The organism is Paenibacillus sp. FSL L8-0663 (assembly GCF_038008125.1).
In the GTDB taxonomy this organism is placed as follows: domain Bacteria; phylum Bacillota; class Bacilli; order Paenibacillales; family Paenibacillaceae; genus Paenibacillus; species Paenibacillus polymyxa_D.
In genome coordinates, this window is the sequence record NZ_JBBOYM010000001.1 from 1225070 (window position 1) to 1243888 (window position 18819).

The 18819-nt window shown below is 44.2% G+C and carries 18 protein-coding genes and 1 pseudogene; 17 read left to right on the forward strand and 2 right to left on the reverse strand.

Annotated elements, in window-relative coordinates; genetic code table 11:
• Positions 1–12 precede the first annotated feature (12 nt).
• The gene (locus tag MKY75_RS05460; protein ID WP_340884581.1) at positions 13–1239 is read right to left on the reverse strand and encodes an acyltransferase; all 1227 of its coding nucleotides are present in this window, start codon (positions 1237–1239) and stop codon (positions 13–15) included.
• A gap of 218 nt (positions 1240–1457) precedes the next feature.
• Between MKY75_RS05460 and MKY75_RS05465 the strand changes: the two genes are divergently transcribed.
• From MKY75_RS05465 to hcp, 4 genes are all read left to right on the forward strand, one after another.
• Positions 1458–2465: a substrate-binding domain-containing protein gene (locus tag MKY75_RS05465; RefSeq protein WP_165144527.1), complete on the forward strand. Its 1008-nt coding sequence runs from the start codon at positions 1458–1460 to the stop codon at positions 2463–2465.
• 34 nt (positions 2466–2499) lie between these two features.
• Positions 2500–4500 carry a cache domain-containing sensor histidine kinase gene (locus MKY75_RS05470; RefSeq protein ID WP_340884582.1) on the forward strand — a complete coding sequence of 667 codons (2001 nt, stop codon included), beginning with the start codon at positions 2500–2502 and terminating at the stop codon, positions 4498–4500.
• A complete protein-coding gene (locus MKY75_RS05475; RefSeq protein WP_069010373.1) occupies positions 4451–5752 on the forward strand; it encodes a response regulator in 1302 nt (433 codons plus the stop codon). The genes MKY75_RS05470 and MKY75_RS05475 overlap by 50 nt, the downstream gene beginning before the upstream one ends.
• 145 nt (positions 5753–5897) lie before the next feature.
• Positions 5898–7190 (forward strand): hydroxylamine reductase, encoded by a 1293-nt coding sequence (hcp, locus tag MKY75_RS05480; protein WP_028543172.1) that lies wholly within the window; start codon positions 5898–5900, stop codon positions 7188–7190.
• 43 nt (positions 7191–7233) lie between these two features.
• Here hcp and MKY75_RS05485 read toward each other — a convergent pair whose 3' ends face one another.
• Complete coding sequence (locus MKY75_RS05485; protein ID WP_029516129.1) at positions 7234–7581, reverse strand: helix-turn-helix domain-containing protein; 348 nt, start codon at positions 7579–7581, stop codon at positions 7234–7236.
• 353 nt (positions 7582–7934) lie between these two features.
• Between MKY75_RS05485 and MKY75_RS05490 the strand changes: the two genes are divergently transcribed.
• The 13 genes and pseudogenes from MKY75_RS05490 (at position 7935) to mmsB (ending at position 18738) form a co-directional block, all read left to right on the forward strand.
• Positions 7935–8474, forward strand: coding sequence for a hypothetical protein (locus MKY75_RS05490; RefSeq protein WP_340884583.1), 540 nt, complete (start codon positions 7935–7937; stop codon positions 8472–8474).
• Positions 8475–8483: 9 nt separating this feature from the next.
• Positions 8484–8642, forward strand: coding sequence for a hypothetical protein (locus tag MKY75_RS05495; protein WP_340884585.1), 159 nt, complete (start codon positions 8484–8486; stop codon positions 8640–8642).
• A gap of 28 nt (positions 8643–8670) precedes the next feature.
• The gene (locus MKY75_RS05500; RefSeq protein WP_340884587.1) at positions 8671–8946 is read left to right on the forward strand and encodes a hypothetical protein; all 276 of its coding nucleotides are present in this window, start codon (positions 8671–8673) and stop codon (positions 8944–8946) included.
• Between the two features lie 12 nt (positions 8947–8958).
• Positions 8959–9336, forward strand: a complete 378-nt coding sequence (locus tag MKY75_RS05505; RefSeq protein ID WP_340884588.1) for a transposase — start codon at positions 8959–8961, stop codon at positions 9334–9336.
• 414 nt (positions 9337–9750) lie between these two features.
• Entirely contained in the window at positions 9751–10809 is a 1059-nt protein-coding gene (locus MKY75_RS05510) for a nucleoid-associated protein (protein ID WP_340884590.1), read from the forward strand.
• Positions 10810–10831: 22 nt separating this feature from the next.
• Positions 10832–11761, forward strand: coding sequence for a GapS4a family protein (gene gapS4a / locus MKY75_RS05515; RefSeq protein WP_340884593.1), 930 nt, complete (start codon positions 10832–10834; stop codon positions 11759–11761).
• Positions 11761–11988, forward strand: a complete 228-nt coding sequence (locus MKY75_RS05520; RefSeq protein WP_340884595.1) for a hypothetical protein — start codon at positions 11761–11763, stop codon at positions 11986–11988. The genes gapS4a and MKY75_RS05520 overlap by 1 nt, the downstream gene beginning before the upstream one ends.
• A gap of 30 nt (positions 11989–12018) precedes the next feature.
• Positions 12019–12927: a hypothetical protein gene (locus tag MKY75_RS05525; RefSeq protein WP_340884597.1), complete on the forward strand. Its 909-nt coding sequence runs from the start codon at positions 12019–12021 to the stop codon at positions 12925–12927.
• Positions 12928–13199: 272 nt separating this feature from the next.
• Entirely contained in the window at positions 13200–14303 is a 1104-nt protein-coding gene (locus tag MKY75_RS05530) for a hypothetical protein (protein WP_340884598.1), read from the forward strand.
• Positions 14304–14377: 74 nt separating this feature from the next.
• A pseudogene (locus MKY75_RS05535) lies at positions 14378–14561 on the forward strand (DUF255 domain-containing protein); the annotation flags it as partial.
• Between the two features lie 361 nt (positions 14562–14922).
• Complete coding sequence (gene chvE, locus MKY75_RS05540; protein WP_061831190.1) at positions 14923–16008, forward strand: multiple monosaccharide ABC transporter substrate-binding protein; 1086 nt, start codon at positions 14923–14925, stop codon at positions 16006–16008.
• A 32-nt stretch (positions 16009–16040) separates the two neighbouring features.
• On the forward strand, positions 16041–17591 hold the full coding sequence (gene mmsA, locus MKY75_RS05545) for a multiple monosaccharide ABC transporter ATP-binding protein (RefSeq protein WP_340884599.1): 1551 nt from the start codon (positions 16041–16043) through the stop codon (positions 17589–17591).
• Positions 17575–18738 carry a multiple monosaccharide ABC transporter permease gene (gene mmsB, locus MKY75_RS05550; RefSeq protein ID WP_039269462.1) on the forward strand — a complete coding sequence of 388 codons (1164 nt, stop codon included), beginning with the start codon at positions 17575–17577 and terminating at the stop codon, positions 18736–18738. The genes mmsA and mmsB overlap by 17 nt, the downstream gene beginning before the upstream one ends.
• Positions 18739–18819: the final 81 nt, after the last annotated feature.

Sequence of the window (18819 nt, forward strand, 5' to 3'; positions counted from 1 at the left end):
AGACGCACAAGTTTAGCCAAGCTCCTGCGTGCTTTTGGAAGCGCGCTTAGAGGAAAGGAACTGGAAACGAAACGAATGCCAGTTCAACCGCTGTCTGCCTTTGGAGCCAACAATCCAGTTGCCGCCGGGCAGATGGGCAAAGAGCCAGCTGATGCCCAGAGAAACACTTGCCACGACGACAAACGTAATGAGCGTAGCTGTAAAATGATGATCACCCAGTGCAAGCGGGCGGGTGTAGTAGGATATGAAGGACAGCACGAGCGCATGGGCCAGATATCCTCCGAAGGAATAGCGTCCGATCCAGTTCAGCATACGGCGAAACGGCTCGGATCGCGTATCTTTTTGCAAATGAAGCAGCAGTCCATACAACAAAAGCAACTGCGAGACAATCAGCACGAAGGTGCTTGGTTTCAAATAAGTAGAAATATTGAGATTGATCGTATCACCCGACTGGATCAGCATTGTGTGACCCATAAGCATGAATAGACCAATAAAGACAAATACATTCCACGGTAACGTCTGTTGGGCCAATCCCCGCCAGGTGTCCGTCATATAGGCGCACACTGCGCCCAGCATAAAATAGAAAAAATACATAACAAAGTTATAAGTGCGGTAATCTAACAGAGTCTGCCAAAAGGACGGCAACCCAGTGCTCCATGCAGACATGTCATAGTAGGACCATTGTAACAACAAAGCGTAAGCCACAGCGGCAATCAGCATAACAGCCAAAACAAGCTGTTTGCGTCTTTTCGTGCTGTAACGGCGTAGAAACACTTGAACCTGCCCGGCTGCTTTTGAAAATAAAGGAAACAAAATATAAAACTGAAAGATCATCACTACAAACCATAGATGATATCCGCTGACGGGGATGATCATTTCCTCGAACATACCTTTGTAAAAATAAATATTTCCCCACTGCGCCGTTGACCAGTTTTGAGTACATACCCAATAAATAACCGTCCAGCAGAGGAAAGGAACATAAATATCTCGAAACCGCCTGCCAATATAGCGAGGGTAGCCAATCGGTTTGTTACCATTATAAAAAAGCAGCGCCGCAGACAGGAAAACGAACGTCGGTGTGCCAAAACGTGTCAAATGATACAGCATCGCGAGCATAACGGAATCTGGCTGTTGGATGTCGCTGCGATAAATATATTCGCCAATGCAATGCTGAAGCACGACAGCGAGGTAGGCGAGGCCCCGTAGTTCTGTCCACTCCGCGATACGCGGCTTGCTCATCCATATCACTCCTTTTCCTCAAGATACGCATATGTTTTTCCTAGCACAATTGTAGGTATTGTAACGTAGAAACATTAGTGCAGGATTAACGCCACCTGAAAGTAAGAAGAGTGAAGTAGTTCCAATTTAATATGATTGCGTTTACAATCTAAGTGAAACCAGAATAAATTAAAGTGAATTTATAACTTAAGGATACACACAGGAAAAGGAGAGGAAGGATGAAAAAAACGCTGCTGGTATATATGCTGTTGATTGCGGCCTTTGCTCTCTATGTGTTCAGGTATGAACAAACTGGCCCGTTGAATGGTACTTGGGAAGATAAGGGGCTACGAGGCAGCATCGGAGAAACCTATATGATGATTACCTTCCAGTCTGGCTTGGAGTATTGGAAAAGCGGGCTCAAGGGTTTCGAGGATGCAGGAGATGCTTTGGGAGTGACTGTGGAGTATCGGGGAGCTACCCGTTATGATGCGCAGGAGCAGACGACCGTTATTGAGCAGGCGATTGCTCGTAAGCCCGCAGGGATTGCCATATCAGCGATTGATCCTCACTCTCTGATTCCGGTAATTAATAAGGCGCTGGATGCGGGCATTCCTGTGGTACTATTTGATGCCGAAGCGCCGGGGAGTCGGGCGTATTCTTTTTTGGGCACGGATAATTATAAGGCGGGCGTGACCGCTGCGGATAAAATGGCAGAGCTGTTGGGACGAGAAGGTCAAGTCGCTGTTTTGACGCTACCCGGTCAGCAAAATCATGAGGAACGCTTGCGTGGCTTTCGCGATACCATACAGCGGCAGTATCCTGCCATGAAGGTGGTGGAAGTAGCGGATGGCCGCGCAGACGCGATGGTCTCCCGGGATGAGTCGCAAAGGCTGATGAAAGCTTATCCGAAACTGGCGGGCATTTTTGTGACCGAAGCAACGGGAGGAACAGGTGTAGGTGAAGCGGTACTGAGTCAAAAAAACAGCCACCCGCTGAAAATCATTTCTTTTGATACGAATAAAGCGACATTGGATATGATTCGTGGTGGCACAATCTCGGCAACAATTGCCCAGGGAACATGGAATATGGGCTATTGGTCGCTTCAATATCTGTTTCATCTGCATCATCATTTGACGACTCCTGCGCCTTCTTCCACTGGAGACAACACTCCGCTGCCCGTGCGGGTAGACACTGGAATCTCTGTTGTCACCCAGGCGAATGTAGATGATTATTATGCGAAATAAATTTTGGAAGCGTATCCAGCTAGGAGTGCACTACATGATGCCGCGGTTACGCTTGCGCAATATGCCCTTACGCTATCAACTCATGCTGTTGTTCCTGTTGTTTGGCATTGTACCTTCGCTGGGATTAGGTCTGCTGGTCAATTGGACGGTGGAACGGATTATTGAGCGGCAGGTGGAAGACCATACGATGCAGTTGATTGGCAAGGTAAATGAAGCACTGGACACCAAAATGGAAAATTTGCAGAACATGACGTATCTGATTGCTTTTAACCCCGATATCGGGGAGTTCTGGAAAGGGGAGACGCTGGCTGACGGCCACGCGGGTCATGCGAGTGTAATAACACCGGAAAACCAGGGGGAGCAGACTCAGAACTCGGCGCAAAATCAGGCTCTCAGCTCCAAGCAGGCATTAAGTTCTGTACAGGAGCAGGATACGCTGTATAAAATGAAGCAATTTTTGCAGGGCTATACTACGTTATATCCTGAAATTGCAGGGATTCTGATCGTGAACGAAAAAGGCGACTATATCAGCAACGAAATGTATGCTCGAAGCACGCGTAGCCTGACGGAAGAAGATTGGTACCAACAGGCGGCGCAGCATGCAGGCATATTCACTGTGCTAGGACAGCCGAGCCACCGTAATGTGACCACTCATGTCCGGTACAAGGACAGTGAAATTGTCTCCGTCGTTCGTTCGGTTACGGATTCGGAAACCGGACGCGTGCTAGGCGCGATAATGATTGACCTCAAGCTACGGGCTGTGTCGCAGGCCGCCAGAGATGTAACCTTGGGCAAAAGTGGCTATTTAATGGTGACAGATGCTGAGGGACGCAGCGTGTACAGGCCGGATATGCCTTTGATTGAGCGCATTCCACCGCAATGGTTCGGGGCAGGTGACAGCGGGATGTTTACCCGTGAAGCTGGGGGCAGGGAATTGTTGTTCATGTTCAGGGCTTCCGAATTTACGGGCTGGAGAACAGTGGGGGTATTCCCAGCACGCGAATCTACACTGGAAGTGCGGCAAATTCAGTTCTATGTCGTCTGTTTTGTTTTCATTGTATGTCTATTTGGCTTAACGGCATCCTTGCGATTGTCGAGTTCCATTGCGCAGCCAATTTTCCGGCTGATGTCCTATATGCGGACGGCAGAGACAGGGGATCTTACAGTTCGCCAATGGAGTGACCGTGGGGATGAAGTCGGAATGCTGGGGCGGAGCTTTAACCGGATGCTGGAGCAAATTCGCCGTCTCATGTCACTTAGCGAACTGAGAGAACGGCAAAAACGGGATGCCGAGCTGCGCAGCCTTCAGGAGCATATTAAGCCCCATTTTCTATACAATACGCTAGATACGATTCATTGGATGGCCCGAAGAAATGGAGCGGACGACGTGTCCGACATGGTGGGGGCGCTATCGAGATTGTTCCGTCTCGGGCTGAGCAAGGGAGATGACTTTATTCCGCTGCGCTCTGAGATTGAACATATATCGAGCTATATGCAAATCCAGCAAACCCGCTATCGTGACCGACTTCGCTGGGAGTTGAATGTACCCGACGAGCTAAAGGATCTGTTCGTGTTGAAGTTGATGCTTCAGCCTGTAGTGGAAAATGCGATTTATCACGGCATCAAGGCCAGACGTGGCCCAGGCACGATTTGGATAGAAGCTAAAGCTGAAGGCGACAAGCTGCTGCTGACGGTGCGTGATGATGGCGCAGGGATGGCGGCAGAAAGGCTGCGTGAGCTGCGTGAATTGCTGGAAATACCGCTGGAGGCGATGGAAGGACAGCAGAAGCAAAGTGGGGCTAGTACAAATGGTAGAAGCTACGGCATGCTGAATGTACAAGCGCGTATCCGGCTATCTTTTGGTGAGGAATATGGAATTGTACTGGATAGTAAAGAAGGAGCAGGCACCTGCGTGACGATCATTCATCCGCTGCTGCTGGATATGGCGCAACTGAAGAAGCCGCATGAAAAAGGAGAGGGTCAGGATGACGAAATCAAAGGGCAGAGACAACTCAACGACGGTGAGTCTGATTGACCAGGCCATAACGGAAGTGATAACAGGGACAGCACAGCGTTACCAAGTATTGATCGCAGATGATGAGCCGATCATCCGAGAGGGGATACGGGATTGCATAGACTGGGCGGCACTCGGCATGGAGGTTGCAGCTGAGGCGGAGGATGGTGAAGAAGCGCTGGAGCTGGTGGGTCAGCTTCGCATAGATATCATGCTGGTCGATATGAATATGCCGTTCATGGACGGGATTGAACTGATTCGTCGGCTGCGGGAAGTACGTCCGGAGTGCCGCTGTCTAATCATTTCCGGGCATGATGAATTTGCTTATGCGCAGGAGGCAGTCCGACTTGGCGTAGAGGATTATATCTTGAAGCCGGTAGATGCTGAGCAGCTTCATGCTGCGCTGTCACGGCTCGGTCAGCGGCTCGAGGAAGAGCGTAAGCGTGCCGCCTATGTAGAACAAGCTGCCGGGCAGATTGAGCGGAATATTCCGTTGTTGCGCCAGCGGTTTTGCCTGGAATGGCTGGAAGGGCAACATACGGGCATAGATGTCATGGAGCAGTTGGCGTTTTTACGGCTTCCATCGCGGCCGCCTGCTCAGATCGGTGTCGTACGGTGGCCAGCGGCAGAGGCCCGGCAGACGATTATGCGCGAGAATGACCGACAGTTGTTTCTTTTTGCCGCTGAAAATATTATTGGCGAACTGCTGGAGGACCTGCCACATGTGTTGTTCCGCGATGCGAACGGGCTGATCGGCATATGCCTGTGGCAGGAGGCACCCGAGACGATTGGCGCTTCCATAGAGCAGGCGATTGGACGCTACCTGAATATAGCGGTTCATACGCATGTGGAATCCAACGCGGGTGGGCTGGAAGGCGCAATGGATGCGTACCGGATGTGTCGGGATCGGGTGTATGGCGAATCGCAGCTGTCTCCCATCGTACGCCGTGCTCGGCAGCTTATTCAGGAAGGCTACGCCGATCGGGAGTTGACGCTGGAAGCCCTTGCCTCGCGGCTACAGGTATCCGCCGTATATCTCAGCCGTGTGCTCAAAAAGGAGCTCAACGACAGTTTCGTGACCCTCGTCACGCGTGCCCGTATCCGTAAAGCAGTGCAGCTACTGGATTCCACGACGTTGTCTATCTATGATATAGCAGAACGTACGGGTTACGACAGTCAGCACTATTTTAGCACCGCTTTTAAAAAGACCATGGGTGTGTCCCCTGTGCAGTACCGTAAAGGCGGGGGAATTCAGGAAAATTCGCTGGAGTAGGAATGATTGGCATGTGGAATTGTCCTACACTGTTCTATGATGATAAATGCTAAAAAAATGTGTGTGTAATCACACCTACGCATTCAGGGGTTTGTTACGCTGGGGATAACGAACAAATATCTATAAATATTTGGAGGAAAACGATATGTTTTGTTATCAGTGTGAACAGACGCCGAGTGGCGGGTGTAAAGTAGTTGGGGTGTGCGGGAAAGATGAGACGATAGCGAGCTTGCAGGATACGATGATTTTTGCATTAAAAGGGATTGCTGCCTATGCGACACATGCTCGCCAGTTGGGCTATACCGATCCTGAGGTAGATCGCATCACGCATGAAGCGTTATATATGACCTTAACCAATTCTAACTTTAATGTACAAGAGCATTTGGAAATGGCGATGAAGGTCGGAAATGCGGCTGTACGGATCATGGATGTGCTGGATCGTGCGCATACGGATCGTTTTGGCATTCCGCAGCCGATTACGGTCAGCCAAAATAAAATCGAAGGCCAATGCATCGTCGTGACCGGACATAATCTGTATGCGCTGGAGGAATTGCTGCGGCAGACAGAGGGCAAGGGCATTAATATCTATACTCACTCGGAAATGCTGCCTGCTCACGGTTATCCGGCATTGAAGAAATATGCACATCTCAAAGGGAATATCGGTAAAGCCTGGTACGATCAGCGTAGACTGTTCGAAGAGTTCCCGGGCGCAATTCTGGCTACGACGAACTGTGTTATGCCGATTAAAGGCACGTATGCAGACCGCTTCTTCTCTTATGAAGTAGCCGGGCTGGAGGGAGTAGCCAAGATCATGGACGACGACTTTTCACCATTGATCGAGCGCGCGTTGGCTCTGCCAGCCGCAGATGTAGATTCAGAGCAGGTGCTTACAACGGGATATCATCATGAGACAGTTATCGGGCTGGCTCCTGAGATTATTCAGGCCGTTAAAGACGGACATATCCGCCGTTTCTTCGTCATCGCAGGCTGCGACGCACCAGGCAAAGGCGGCAACTATTACCGCGAGCTGGCTACATCCTTGCCGAACGATACGGTCATTTTGACCACGTCCTGCGGTAAATTCCGCTTCAATGACGTGGATTATGGAACCGTTGGAGATACAGGAATTCCGCGTTATATTGATTTGGGGCAATGCAACAATTCGGGTTCTACTGTGAAAATCGCTCTGGCATTAGCGGATGCATTCGGTTGTACGGTGAACGAGCTGCCTGTCAGCATTGTGTTGTCCTGGTTTGAGCAAAAAGCCGTTGCCATCCTGCTGGGCTTGTTCAGTCTTGGCATCCAGGATATTCGCATTGGGCCGAAGCCGCCTGAGTTTATTTCTTCTGGCGTGCTGGATGTACTAGTGGAGATGTTTGGCTTGAAGCTAATTACGACCGCAGAGGAAGATATGAAAGCGATGTTGGCGTTGTCGTAAGAGGTTGATGAGGGAACTGCAAAGCGCAGTTCCTTTTTTTGTTTCATCGTTCATCGATTCTTATAAAGATGTCCGTAAGAATCTTTAATGCCAGTTCAGTATCTTTGGATTCACGAGTTCTTAGGAGAGTTAAAATGGTTTTTATACTTGAATGTTCTTCGGTAAGCTCATCATTGTCCTTCACATATGTAAGCAACTGATAGACGCCCACGTTCAATGCCTTCGCTATTTTCTCCAGATTTTTCAAAGATATATTTCTCTCCGCTCGCTCAATAAATCCAATATAACTCGAATTGAATCCTGCTTTTTCGGCTAAAGCTTCTTGGGAAAGCCCTTTAGACTTTCGAATATCTCGAATACGTGTACCGACTAATTCCAAAAGTTCTGACATGAATACACCTCTCTATAGTAAGGGTTCTACAAAATCGATTTCAATCGCTCCAAAGTGCAATATATAGACGAACTAGATCATCACGACCTATATATTATTACTGGAAGTCGCTTGTTGGATTTTGCAAAATCCTCTAGTTAGAAGTGTAGAGAAAGAGTTACATCTAATTAATAAGTGTTAGTAAGTAAATTGAATTAAAAACTACTATATAGTAATATTTATTAGGAAGCTTGTCCGGTAGCTAGAAAATTATACATCTTGATGGTTACATATTTGTGCTACGTTGCTCACATTTGTTTCAGGATTTTGCAAAACCCTTATTTATGAAATTTTAATTCAGGAGTTGATTCCCCATGAAACATTACTCCTTAAGTCCCCAACTACATAGTGATTCTGATTTCAAATTGCCCAAGTACAGCGATACCTACATATTCAATTGCATGATGGATTTTCAAAAGCTTGCCGAATACCAGATCAAGCTTGCACAGATGATGCGCGACCATCATCAGTTTCAAAACTGCCTCATTCTTTGTGATCGAGCGATGTTTTCTATGGCTAAGGCCATGTATGTTCATCGAAACCAAATCATTCCATCGTACATTCGATCCATGACTGACCTATTCCCTTTAATTCACACAGATGCTGAGCCCAATTTAGATATGGTGCTGTTTATCGGTACGGTACATTATCTGGTTTCGGGAGAGGATGAAGCATCCGAGGAGACGATGAGACAGGAGGAAGTAGACAAGTTGCTTTATAAAACGGACTCTATTCTAGAGTCTCTGTCACAGCGGATCGTAGCTGATCCGTCTAAGCGGTATCCGTCTATTTATAAAGAAAATTCGTTCAATGAATCGGTAGATCTTTTATCAATAATACCCGGTTCTTTCTGAGCTAATGGCATGTCGCTAACGTACAAAAAGGTGGATGGCTACGCGCCGTTCCTTGCTTACCTCGGTCAGGAAGGGGACGGTGTGAATGTCAATCTGTGCGAAGCCAGCACTCATGTTCAAAAGGAAGCGGCTGCGTTTCTAATCTCGCAGTCTGGACTATGCCCGTAGAATCACCGATTCGCCACTGCTTGTGCGCATGGATGCTGGTAATGATGATGCCGAGAATTTGAACGTATATCTGACCCCAAACGTCGATTTCATCGTCAAGCGCAACCTGCGCCGGGAGTCCCCGGAAGAATGGCTGATGATCGCCAGGCAGGACGGTCTATGCTGTGAAGAACGGGAAGGTAAACGTATGTATCTCGGTGCTGTGCCATGCACGGACAAGAAACTGGAATGTCCGATTCGGGCATTGTATAACGTGATTGAGCGAACCATAGAAGCCAGCGGGAAGCTCCTACTGGTTCCGTAAGTCGAAGTGCAGGTGTTTTTTACCACCCTGACTTGTTCGCCATGGCAAGTGGTTAGACTCTACCGGGATCATGCGACGAACGAACAGTTTCACAGCGAACTCAAGACGGACCTGAATCAGGAACGCTTGCCCTCCGGCAAATTTGCCACGAACCCTATGGTCCTGTGTGCAGGGTTGGTCGCGTATAATTTACTACGAGCCATGGGGAAAATTTCTCTGCAAGAGCCAGATGCTCCGGTACGCACGAAGGTGCATCGCAGACGGGTGAAAACATTCATTGAGAACTTGATTTGGGTGGCCTCGCGTTTGGTGGGGCATGCAAGGCAGACCAAACTCCCCTTTGGGCGGCACAGTCTCCCTGGTTCCCAACGTTTCGCCATTTTTACATGACGCTGTCGAGATAAGAGGTAACGAATATATATTAGGAACGAGCTTACTTCAGAGCAAGCTCTGTTTCCTTATGACTAACATTCCCTCTTTCACTGTTATGGTAGTCAGATTGTGGTGGCTGCAAGTACGAAACAGGGCCTACTTTGGTATCTTAAGTTATTTCACGGATTCTGGTGTTTGTTATAGATGTATTTTTAAGAAAATATTTAAAGTAAATAGCTTGTAACAGTATTGGAGACTCTGAATCTACTTCAGAGTCTGTTAAGACATCAAATAAATTGTCCAATATTGTAAAATTATGCAGGGGTTTTGCTAGGTCTGTAGAATTACTAATATAGTAGGTCTTAAGTGGTAACTAAGTTCTTCGTTATGAATTGGAATTAAAAAACTAAATATATTAAGAGGGTGTTAAAAATGATAGATTTATCGAATTCCGAAATAAAAAGTATGGTTATTCACATAATAGGTAATAAAATGCGCCAAGAGGGATTGAGATTATCGAAAAAACTAACTTCAATTGAGGATGATGGTTTTAAAGAACTCATGTTCAGGCATTTTTTAAAACCCTTTATAAAAATGGACTCTTTATATTCCTTTACTCACAATTCAAATTTATCTTTTAATGAAGTTTTTATGTATTCAAAAGATATATTTGCGAATTTAAACTTATTCTATGAACTCTCTTCTAACATAGCACGCCATCTCTACGAAAGTTCAACGCATCCGCGCATTAAAAATGGTGAATTTTTCATGCTATACATATCTAACTGTCGTATTGAAGGAAATACCACAGATGCTATTGGCCTATTTAAAGCTGAAACTAAGGAGACTTTTCTGAAAGTAACAGAGAATGGTGAAGCATTTAATATTAGAGCTGAAGAAGGTATTAGTATTAATCGTCTTGACAAAGGGTGCTTGATTTTTAATATTGCCGATGAAGATGGATATCGTGTGGCTGTTATAGACAATCAAAATAAGACCAGTGAAGAAGCTAAGTATTGGAAGGATCAATTCCTAAGTGTATCTTCCGTTCAGAACAGCGATACGGTAACAGAAATTTATATGGAATTGTGTACTAAAGCTATTGAAAATACATACCCTTCTGAAAATGCGGGAGAAAAACTGGATAGAAAATCTAGAGCTCTTAAATATTTTAGTTCAAATGAGGTTTTTAATCTTGATCATTTTGCAGAAGAAGTACTGGATAAAAATGAATCTGTTTTGAATGGCTTTTCAAAGTTAAAAACAGAAACTGAAGTAAAAGATGAAATTAATCTTCCGGAGACCTTTGACATTTCTCAAAGAGCTGTAAACAAGTCAAATAATCGCACAAAGAATATTATTCGTTTGGATAAAACCTTTGATATTTATATTAAAGGACAGCCATCAAGTGCTCTTCGTAACCTAGAACGGAGTTATGATCCGGAACGTAATATGAACGTTTATAAACTTTATTTTCACGAAGAAAAATAACTTGCTTTGAGGGAGGATAAAGATGGGTGAATTATCGAAGTTAACAGGAGAATTTGGTGAAAATATTGTTCAGGGCTTTTTGAACCTTATAGGCTGGAAGAGACCAATTACCAATATAGATATCAATTGTGCGTACCCCGAAAAACATCGTTCAGATAGTGCGTCTCGCAATAGGTCCACGCATGGGATTGATTTTGTAGTAAACCAAATTGATAGTTTATTGGAGCCTGATACTCAAGACACAATAGTTATTTCGGCTAAGTATCGGCAGTATGGAAGAGATAATCAAGCTGAAACTCGTAAATATGTGGAGGAACTATTACAAGGAATAGAATGCATTACTGAAGATGAGAATATTGGAAACCAGCGCATAAATCAATCCATAAGAAAAGTGGAATATGCTGGTGTTCTATTTTACTTGTCTCCAACTGAAGAAATAGATCGAGATATAATTACTGAATTGAAAGAATTCAGAGCTATTGAAGTTCCGAATTATCCGGTTTACATTGTCGATAATAACCGTATTAGTTTTATTATTCGAGTTCTTGATTTTTCACATAGGAAATTTGGGAAAGAAAAGGTACAGTTTTTTTATATCAATACAGGATTTAACTATGTAGATTATGAAAATAGTGGTTACTCAATGCCCTTACAATATATAAATTCAAGTGTGCTACCATTAAAAGTTATCAATGGTAGCGAAGAAATCTTAATACTTGCTATGATAGAAAAATTTGATGAGTCAACATTAAGAGGAGATGTTGGTAGAGCACAAACTCTTACTCATGGATGGGGAAATAAGATTATTATTGCATATCCTGACTATCAAGCTCGAAAACATCAGGCAATAGTTCAGAGTGTGTTGCAAAACTTTAAGGATGAGAATTTTGCGGAAAAAGTCTCAGTAAGTTCTTTTGACTGGAATTTTCGTTCAATGGAGGTGGAGGATTAATGGATCAAAAACAAGGAATGTTTAATTTAAATGATTACTTACCTCATGGGACAATGTTAAGGGATTTACTTCGAGATTCTCAGGTCACAGAAGGTGATGTAAAAGAAATACTTCGTAATAGAGGGATTTATATTCAAGGGTCTGATAAATCCTTAACGATACCAATATTAATGACTTGTTTGTTGAATTCGTCCGAATTTAATTTATTGAGAAATAAGCATATATAAAGAGAAGACTTTCTGAAACACCGCACCATTGTGTTGGAACTTGACTCAGATAAACATACTTTGCAATCACTGATTGGTAAGCCTGATGCGATACAACTTCAGAATGTCCATTATAAATTACTAAACGACCCGAAATTTCAAATTAGAGAAGCTGGAAAAGCAATAGTATTTGATTACAAAATAGAAAAGGCCAATCGATCAAGAGACTGGTCTAATCATAATACGGTCCATAACGGAGCAATCCTGATACGCCAAAAAGGAGCTAAAATTCATATTACTTCTCAGTTTACTACTAAAGAAGTTAAAGAATACAATGATAGACTAGTTAAAGAAATAGAGAAAAAGTTTAAAGCATCTCAACATTTGCGCAAAGACAATCCAATTTTGCGTATCACATCAGGCGATTTTTCGAATCTTGAGAGGATTAAATTTTTGATTTCTTTTACAGACGGTTCTTCTGATGGATTACTAAAATTTGAAAAAATTCCATATGTAAGTTTTGGTCCAGATCGAAGTAAACAATTACCAGAAGAAATGAAATGGATGCAGGATAGAGTACATGCATTAATGATTAGAGGAGAAAAGAAGACTAGTTTACATGATCTTGAGTTCATCAGTAAGATCGAATATCAAAATTTTGTGATTTTAGAATCTGTAGACGCAAATTTTGTTATGGAGCATAAGGGAAGAAAACTCTACTGTTCACTTGATTTTGGCTTTCATAAATATCTAAAAAGCCTGGACGCTTCTACAGAGTTTGAAGTTCATATAACTAATTTATCAGTCTATGATCATGGTGGAAAGAAAGTATCATTAAGCAATAAAGAGCAACGAGAAATGGAATTTTTAATTTTAGATAAATTTGATAACATTAAACTGGAAAATTATGAAAGAATTATCAGTGAAAAGCAAGCTGGAGAGAACAGCATAGTAGTTTAAATAGTTAAATCTAAGCACTCAAAACATGTTACCTTCTGAGTACTATTTATTTGAAAATTTAGTAGAGGTGGATAAAAGTTTAATTTTTAAAAAAAGGTTTAGATGTTAAATGTATCAGGGATCTTTATTAGGGAACCTCTGTAATATGATAAAATTAAAATGTTTATAATACCGACTGAATAGGTGGGAGATTAAGAATGAATATAGGTGAAGAGGGGATTCCTAAATGACCGTATTAGTGATTGATCATAAATTTCTATCCGGGGTATGTTATGGATAATAATTATACTCTATATTACCCAACTATTGAGTTCCGCGATCCTAGATGGTTATGGTCAGCGTGTTTAATGTGGGATAGGATATATAGAATTGTTCCGAAGGAATATCGTCCTCAAGATTCCAGAAACATACAGGAGATAATTTATAATAGCGACATCATTTGTGATATTGACCCTTTGAGTTATTCTTTGGAAGCGAGTGCGAAATTTATTGAAAACTTAAAGCTTAATGGAAACTGGTGGGCTGCGGCTTTAGATGAGTCTAATTATATGAAGAAGGATTACGTGGAATTGCATAAAGATAAGGCGGATGTAAAATTACGTCAGTTAATAATCGCAGACAATGCAGATTTCAATAGTAAAAAATGGCTAGATGTTCCTCACGATATTGCTTCTATTTACATGCTTTATTTAGCGGATCATATTGCTAAAAAAAACAATTTATCATTATCAACAGATTATGCAGAAGCCTGGTGTGGGTCAAATTTTTTTCAATATGATGGGAATTTAAATGATTTTGAGTCTGAAGAAATGTTGACTTCTCTTGTAGCAGTAACGGTGTCTGGATTTACTGGTGGGAATATTATGAATCTTACACCAGTTGAGTTGATAAAATTTAGAGAAAACTCCTCTCAAGAAAGAAAACGTTTTTTTCAAAGTATAAGAGAAGTCAGCACGAGTATCTCTGCTTGTAATGATCCCAAAGTTATTTCTGATATTCTTAACGATCATTTAAAAGAACTTAGAGAATCTAAAAAAGAATATATTAAAAGCATGCGTGATATTAAAATCAGTGCAGTGCTAGGATTAAAAACAGTTATGGTACCCGCGTTAGTAACAATTATTTCTGCTTTTAGTCAATTGCCCAAATCATTATTAAGTGAATTGCAGGCATTGGGAGTAGGTGTTGGAGTAATAGGAGGGTTTTGGGAAGCGCAAAAAAACATTTCGAAAGAACGTAAAAACTTTGAATGCAATTATCTTATGCAATTAGATAAGCGAACCTCGCTCTCCTGGCATCCTTACGATATGAATAATATTCATGAAGGGTATCAACAATATCTTAATGATAATTTAAATCATTTTCTTAGAGATTAATAATGTATTCTAAGAGGTAAACTAACATTAAACATATTATTACCTAAATCCCACCCGAAAAGAGGTGATGCCCCATAACAACTCAAAAAGCACCCAATAGATTAGCTAAGGGAAAACCGCCATATCTACTGCAACATGCTCATAATCCGGTGAACTTGGTTTCCTTGGTCCGAAGAAGTTTTTGAGATCGCCAAGCGCGAGAATAAACCCTATCTTCCTTTCTATTCGGCATATCTACTTAATTACCAACATGTACTTGTCATTAGTGAATTGTCAATAAAGTGTGAACTATTTAGATATCCGATATAATGATTCAACAAATTGAGACTTTGCCAATCGTAAAAAGGCTAAAGTCTTTTTGCGTTTTCAAGGTATATGAGCGATCTTCGACGATCTTTATTCCAACTCCAATTACTTCCCCCCACACAAAGGTTAAAATTTTATAAAAAAAGTTCAAAACCAGCAAAGACCTTTCCCGGCCTGGAATGATACCATGTGTTTGCACATAAAAAAAGGAGAGGCGCTCATTGCCTCACTTATGTAAGCGCTATCTAATTCAACTCTAATCAGCACTTACCTTCAAATTGACCCGCATCACATGAGGAAAGGGGAACTTCATATGAAAAAAGGAGCTGTTGTCGTATGGCTTCTGGTTTTGGCCCTGATGCTTTCGGCCTGTAATTTGGCGGAGAGTGGAACGGGCAGCAAGGAAAAAGGCTATGTGGGCATTTCCATGCCGACCAAATCGTCCGAGCGTTGGGTAGGGGACGGAGAAAATATGGTTCGGTTGTTTCAGGAGCAAGGCTATAAAACGGATTTACAGTACGCCGAGGACGTAGTGGAAAATCAAATCTCCCAAATCGAAAATATGATCACCAAGGGCGTCAATGTTATGGTGATCGCTTCGGTCGACGGAAACACGCTGACGGATGTGATTCAGAAGGCACACGACCGAGGCATTCAGGTCATTTCTTATGACCGTCTGATTCGCAACACACCGTATCTGACGTATTATGCGACCTTCGATAACTTCAAGGTGGGCGTGCTACAGGCGGCGTATATTGAGAAAAAGCTGGGACTCAAGGAAGGCAAAGGCCCTTTCAATATCGAGCTGTTTGGTGGTTCACCGGATGATAATAACGCCTATTTCTTCTTTAATGGTGCGATGTCCGTACTGAAACCTTATATTGATTCCGGCAAATTGGTCGTGCGTAGTAAGCAGATGACGATGGCGCAGATCGCTACGCTGCGATGGGATGGAGCTTTAGCACAGTCGCGGATGGATAATCTGCTGAGTGCCTACTATTCGGGGGCTAATCTGGACGCGGTACTATCCCCTTATGATGGCATTAGCATCGGTATCATTTCATCCCTGAAAGGGGTCGGATATGGATCAGCGAACAAGCCGCTGCCGATCATTACAGGGCAGGATGCGGAGCTGGCTTCCATCAAGTCCATTGTGGCTGGGGAGCAGACGCAAACTGTATTTAAGGATACTCGCAAGCTGGCTGAGCAAACGGTCGTAATGGCCAACAGCATTTTACAGGGCAAACAAGCGGAAGTGAATGACACCGAATCCTATAACAACGGTAAAAAGATCATTCCTGCCTACTTGCTTGATCCAATCTCGGTAGATCGGACGAATGTGGAGAAGGATATTGTCGGCAGTCACTATTACACCAAAGAGCAAATCGGACTGAAATAAGTGTAAGAATCCAACCGAAAGGAGCGTATCCCATGACTGGAATCATTTTGGAAATGAAGGGAATTACCAAAACCTTTCCCGGCGTGAAGGCATTGGAAAATGTAAATCTCAAGGTCAAGGAAGGCGAAATCCATTCCTTGTGCGGTGAGAATGGTGCGGGCAAGTCGACGCTGATGAAGGTACTAAGCGGTGTATATCCGCATGGAACCTATGAAGGGGATATTGTTTTCCAGGGCAAAACGTGTGAGTTCAAGGATATCAAGCAGAGCGAGGAACTGGGCATTGTCATTATCCATCAGGAGTTGGCACTGATCCCGTATCTCTCAATTGCGGAAAATATTTATCTGGGCAACGAACGCGCCAACGGCGGTGTGATTGATTGGAAAGAGACTTTTGTGGGTACACGCGATCTGCTGTCCAAGGTCGGTTTGAGTGAGAATCCCAATACATTAGTTACGAACATCGGGGTCGGGAAGCAACAACTGGTCGAAATTGCGAAAGCGCTATCTAAAAAGGTAAAGCTGCTTATTCTCGATGAACCGACAGCGGCGTTGAATGAGGATGATAGTGAAAATCTGCTTAATTTGATGCTGGAATTTAAAAGGCAGGGTATTTCCTGCATTCTCATCTCCCATAAGCTGAATGAGGTCGCGAAGGTGTCAGATTCGATCACGATTTTGCGTGACGGGAAGACGATTGAGACACTGGATATGAAAAAGGATGAGGTTACGGAGGATCGGATCATTAGCGGGATGGTTGGACGTGATCTGACCAGCCGTTATCCAGAGCGTCATGCCAAGATTGGCAAAGTCGTTCTGGAAGTGAAGGATTGGACGGTGTATCACGAGCATCATGCAGACCGTAAGGTGCTGGATCAGGTGAATTTGAACATCCGTCGCGGTGAAATTGTCGGGATTGCCGGACTGATGGGAGCGGGACGGACCGAGCTGGCGATGAGCATTTTTGGCAAGTCGTATGGACGTAACATCTCTGGTCAGCTGATTAAAGACGGCAAGCCGATCCAGAACAACACGGTTACGGACGCGATCAACAACGGCTTTGCCTATGTGACAGAGGATCGCAAGGAGTATGGCCTCATTCTGATGGATGATATCAAGCGTAATATTTCGCTGACTGGCCTGAACAAGCTGACGAAGGGCGCTGTCGTCAATGAGCAGGAGGAAGTCGTCATTGCAGAGGAAATGAAAAAGAGCATGAACATCAAAGCGCCGAGCATTTTACAGAAAACGGGTAACCTGAGTGGTGGCAATCAGCAGAAGGTGGTGCTGAGCAAATGGATTTTCGCCGGGCCGGATATTCTGATTCTGGATGAGCCGACACGCGGCATTGATGTGGGTGCCAAATATGAAATTTATACCATTATTCATCGACTTGCCGCTGAAGGCAAGGGAGTGCTGGTCATTTCGTCCGAGCTGCCAGAGGTACTAGGTTTGTGTGACCGGATTTATGTCATGAATGCTGGGCGGATCACTGGAGAGGTTAGCCGTGAGGACGCGTCGCAGGAAACGTTGATGAGATATATGACCAAGTCAGGAGGCGTGAAGCATGGAAACCATAACTAAACTATTTAAAAATAACATCCGCCAATATGGCATGATGATTGCGCTGGTCGTCATTATGATTTTGTTCGAGGTGCTGACGGGCGGCCTGCTGTTGAAGCCGATTAATATTACCAATCTGATTCTGCAAAACAGCTATATTCTCGTGCTGGCGATCGGGATGGTGCTGGTCATCATCACTGGACATATTGATTTGTCCGTCGGCTCCATAGCCGCTTTTGTCGGTGCGGTTGCCGCCATAATGATGGTCGATTGGCAGCTTCCAGCATGGATCGCTGTGATTGCATCTTTGCTGGTCGGAGCGTTAATCGGCGCATGGCAAGGGTTCTGGGTCGCTTATGTACGGATTCCGGCATTTATCGTTACATTGGCGGGAATGCTGCTCTTCCGTGGATTGACCATGATTGTGCTGGAAGGTCAATCGATCTCTCCATTTCCGGGGGGCTTCCAGAAAATCAGTTCAGGCTTCCTGCCGGATTTTTCATCTACCGGTTATAACCTGGTATCCATCATTGTCGGCATTGCACTCACGGTATGGTTTATCGTGAACGAACTTCGCGAACGTCGTTCTCAGCTTAAATATGGATTCGAGGTTCCGTCACAAGCTTTATTTGTACTCAAGTTGATTGTGGTAGCTGCGGTCATCAATCTGTTCACCTTCATGCTCGCGAGCTACGCGGGGATACCTAACATTCTCGTGCTGCTGTTCATACTGATCGTTGTGTACTCCTTCGTCATGAACCGCACGATTATGGGACGTCATGTGTATGCGTTGGGTGGAAATGAAAAGGCAGCGGGTCTGTCCGGTGTCAAAACGAAAAAAGTAACGTTCTGGGTATTCGTCAACATGGGGGTGCTGGCCGCCATTTCCGGTCTGATCTTTGCTGCACGTCTGAACGCGGCTACGCCGAGAGCGGGTACGAACTTCGAGCTAGATGCCATCGCAGCCTGCTTTATCGGTGGAGCTTCCGCATCCGGCGGGATCGGAACCGTTTTTGGAGCCATTATCGGTGGTTTGGTCATGGGCGTACTGAATAACGGTATGTCTCTGATCGGTCTGGGTATTGACTGGCAGCAAGGAATCAAGGGCTTGGTGCTGCTGCTGGCGGTTGCCTTCGATATTTACAACAAAAACAAAAGATCTGCTTAAGCTCAGATTCGGTATCGTAAAACAAGAAAACCTCCAGTTCCACTAGAAATGTGGATGCTGGAGGTTTTCTTGCTTGTTGGG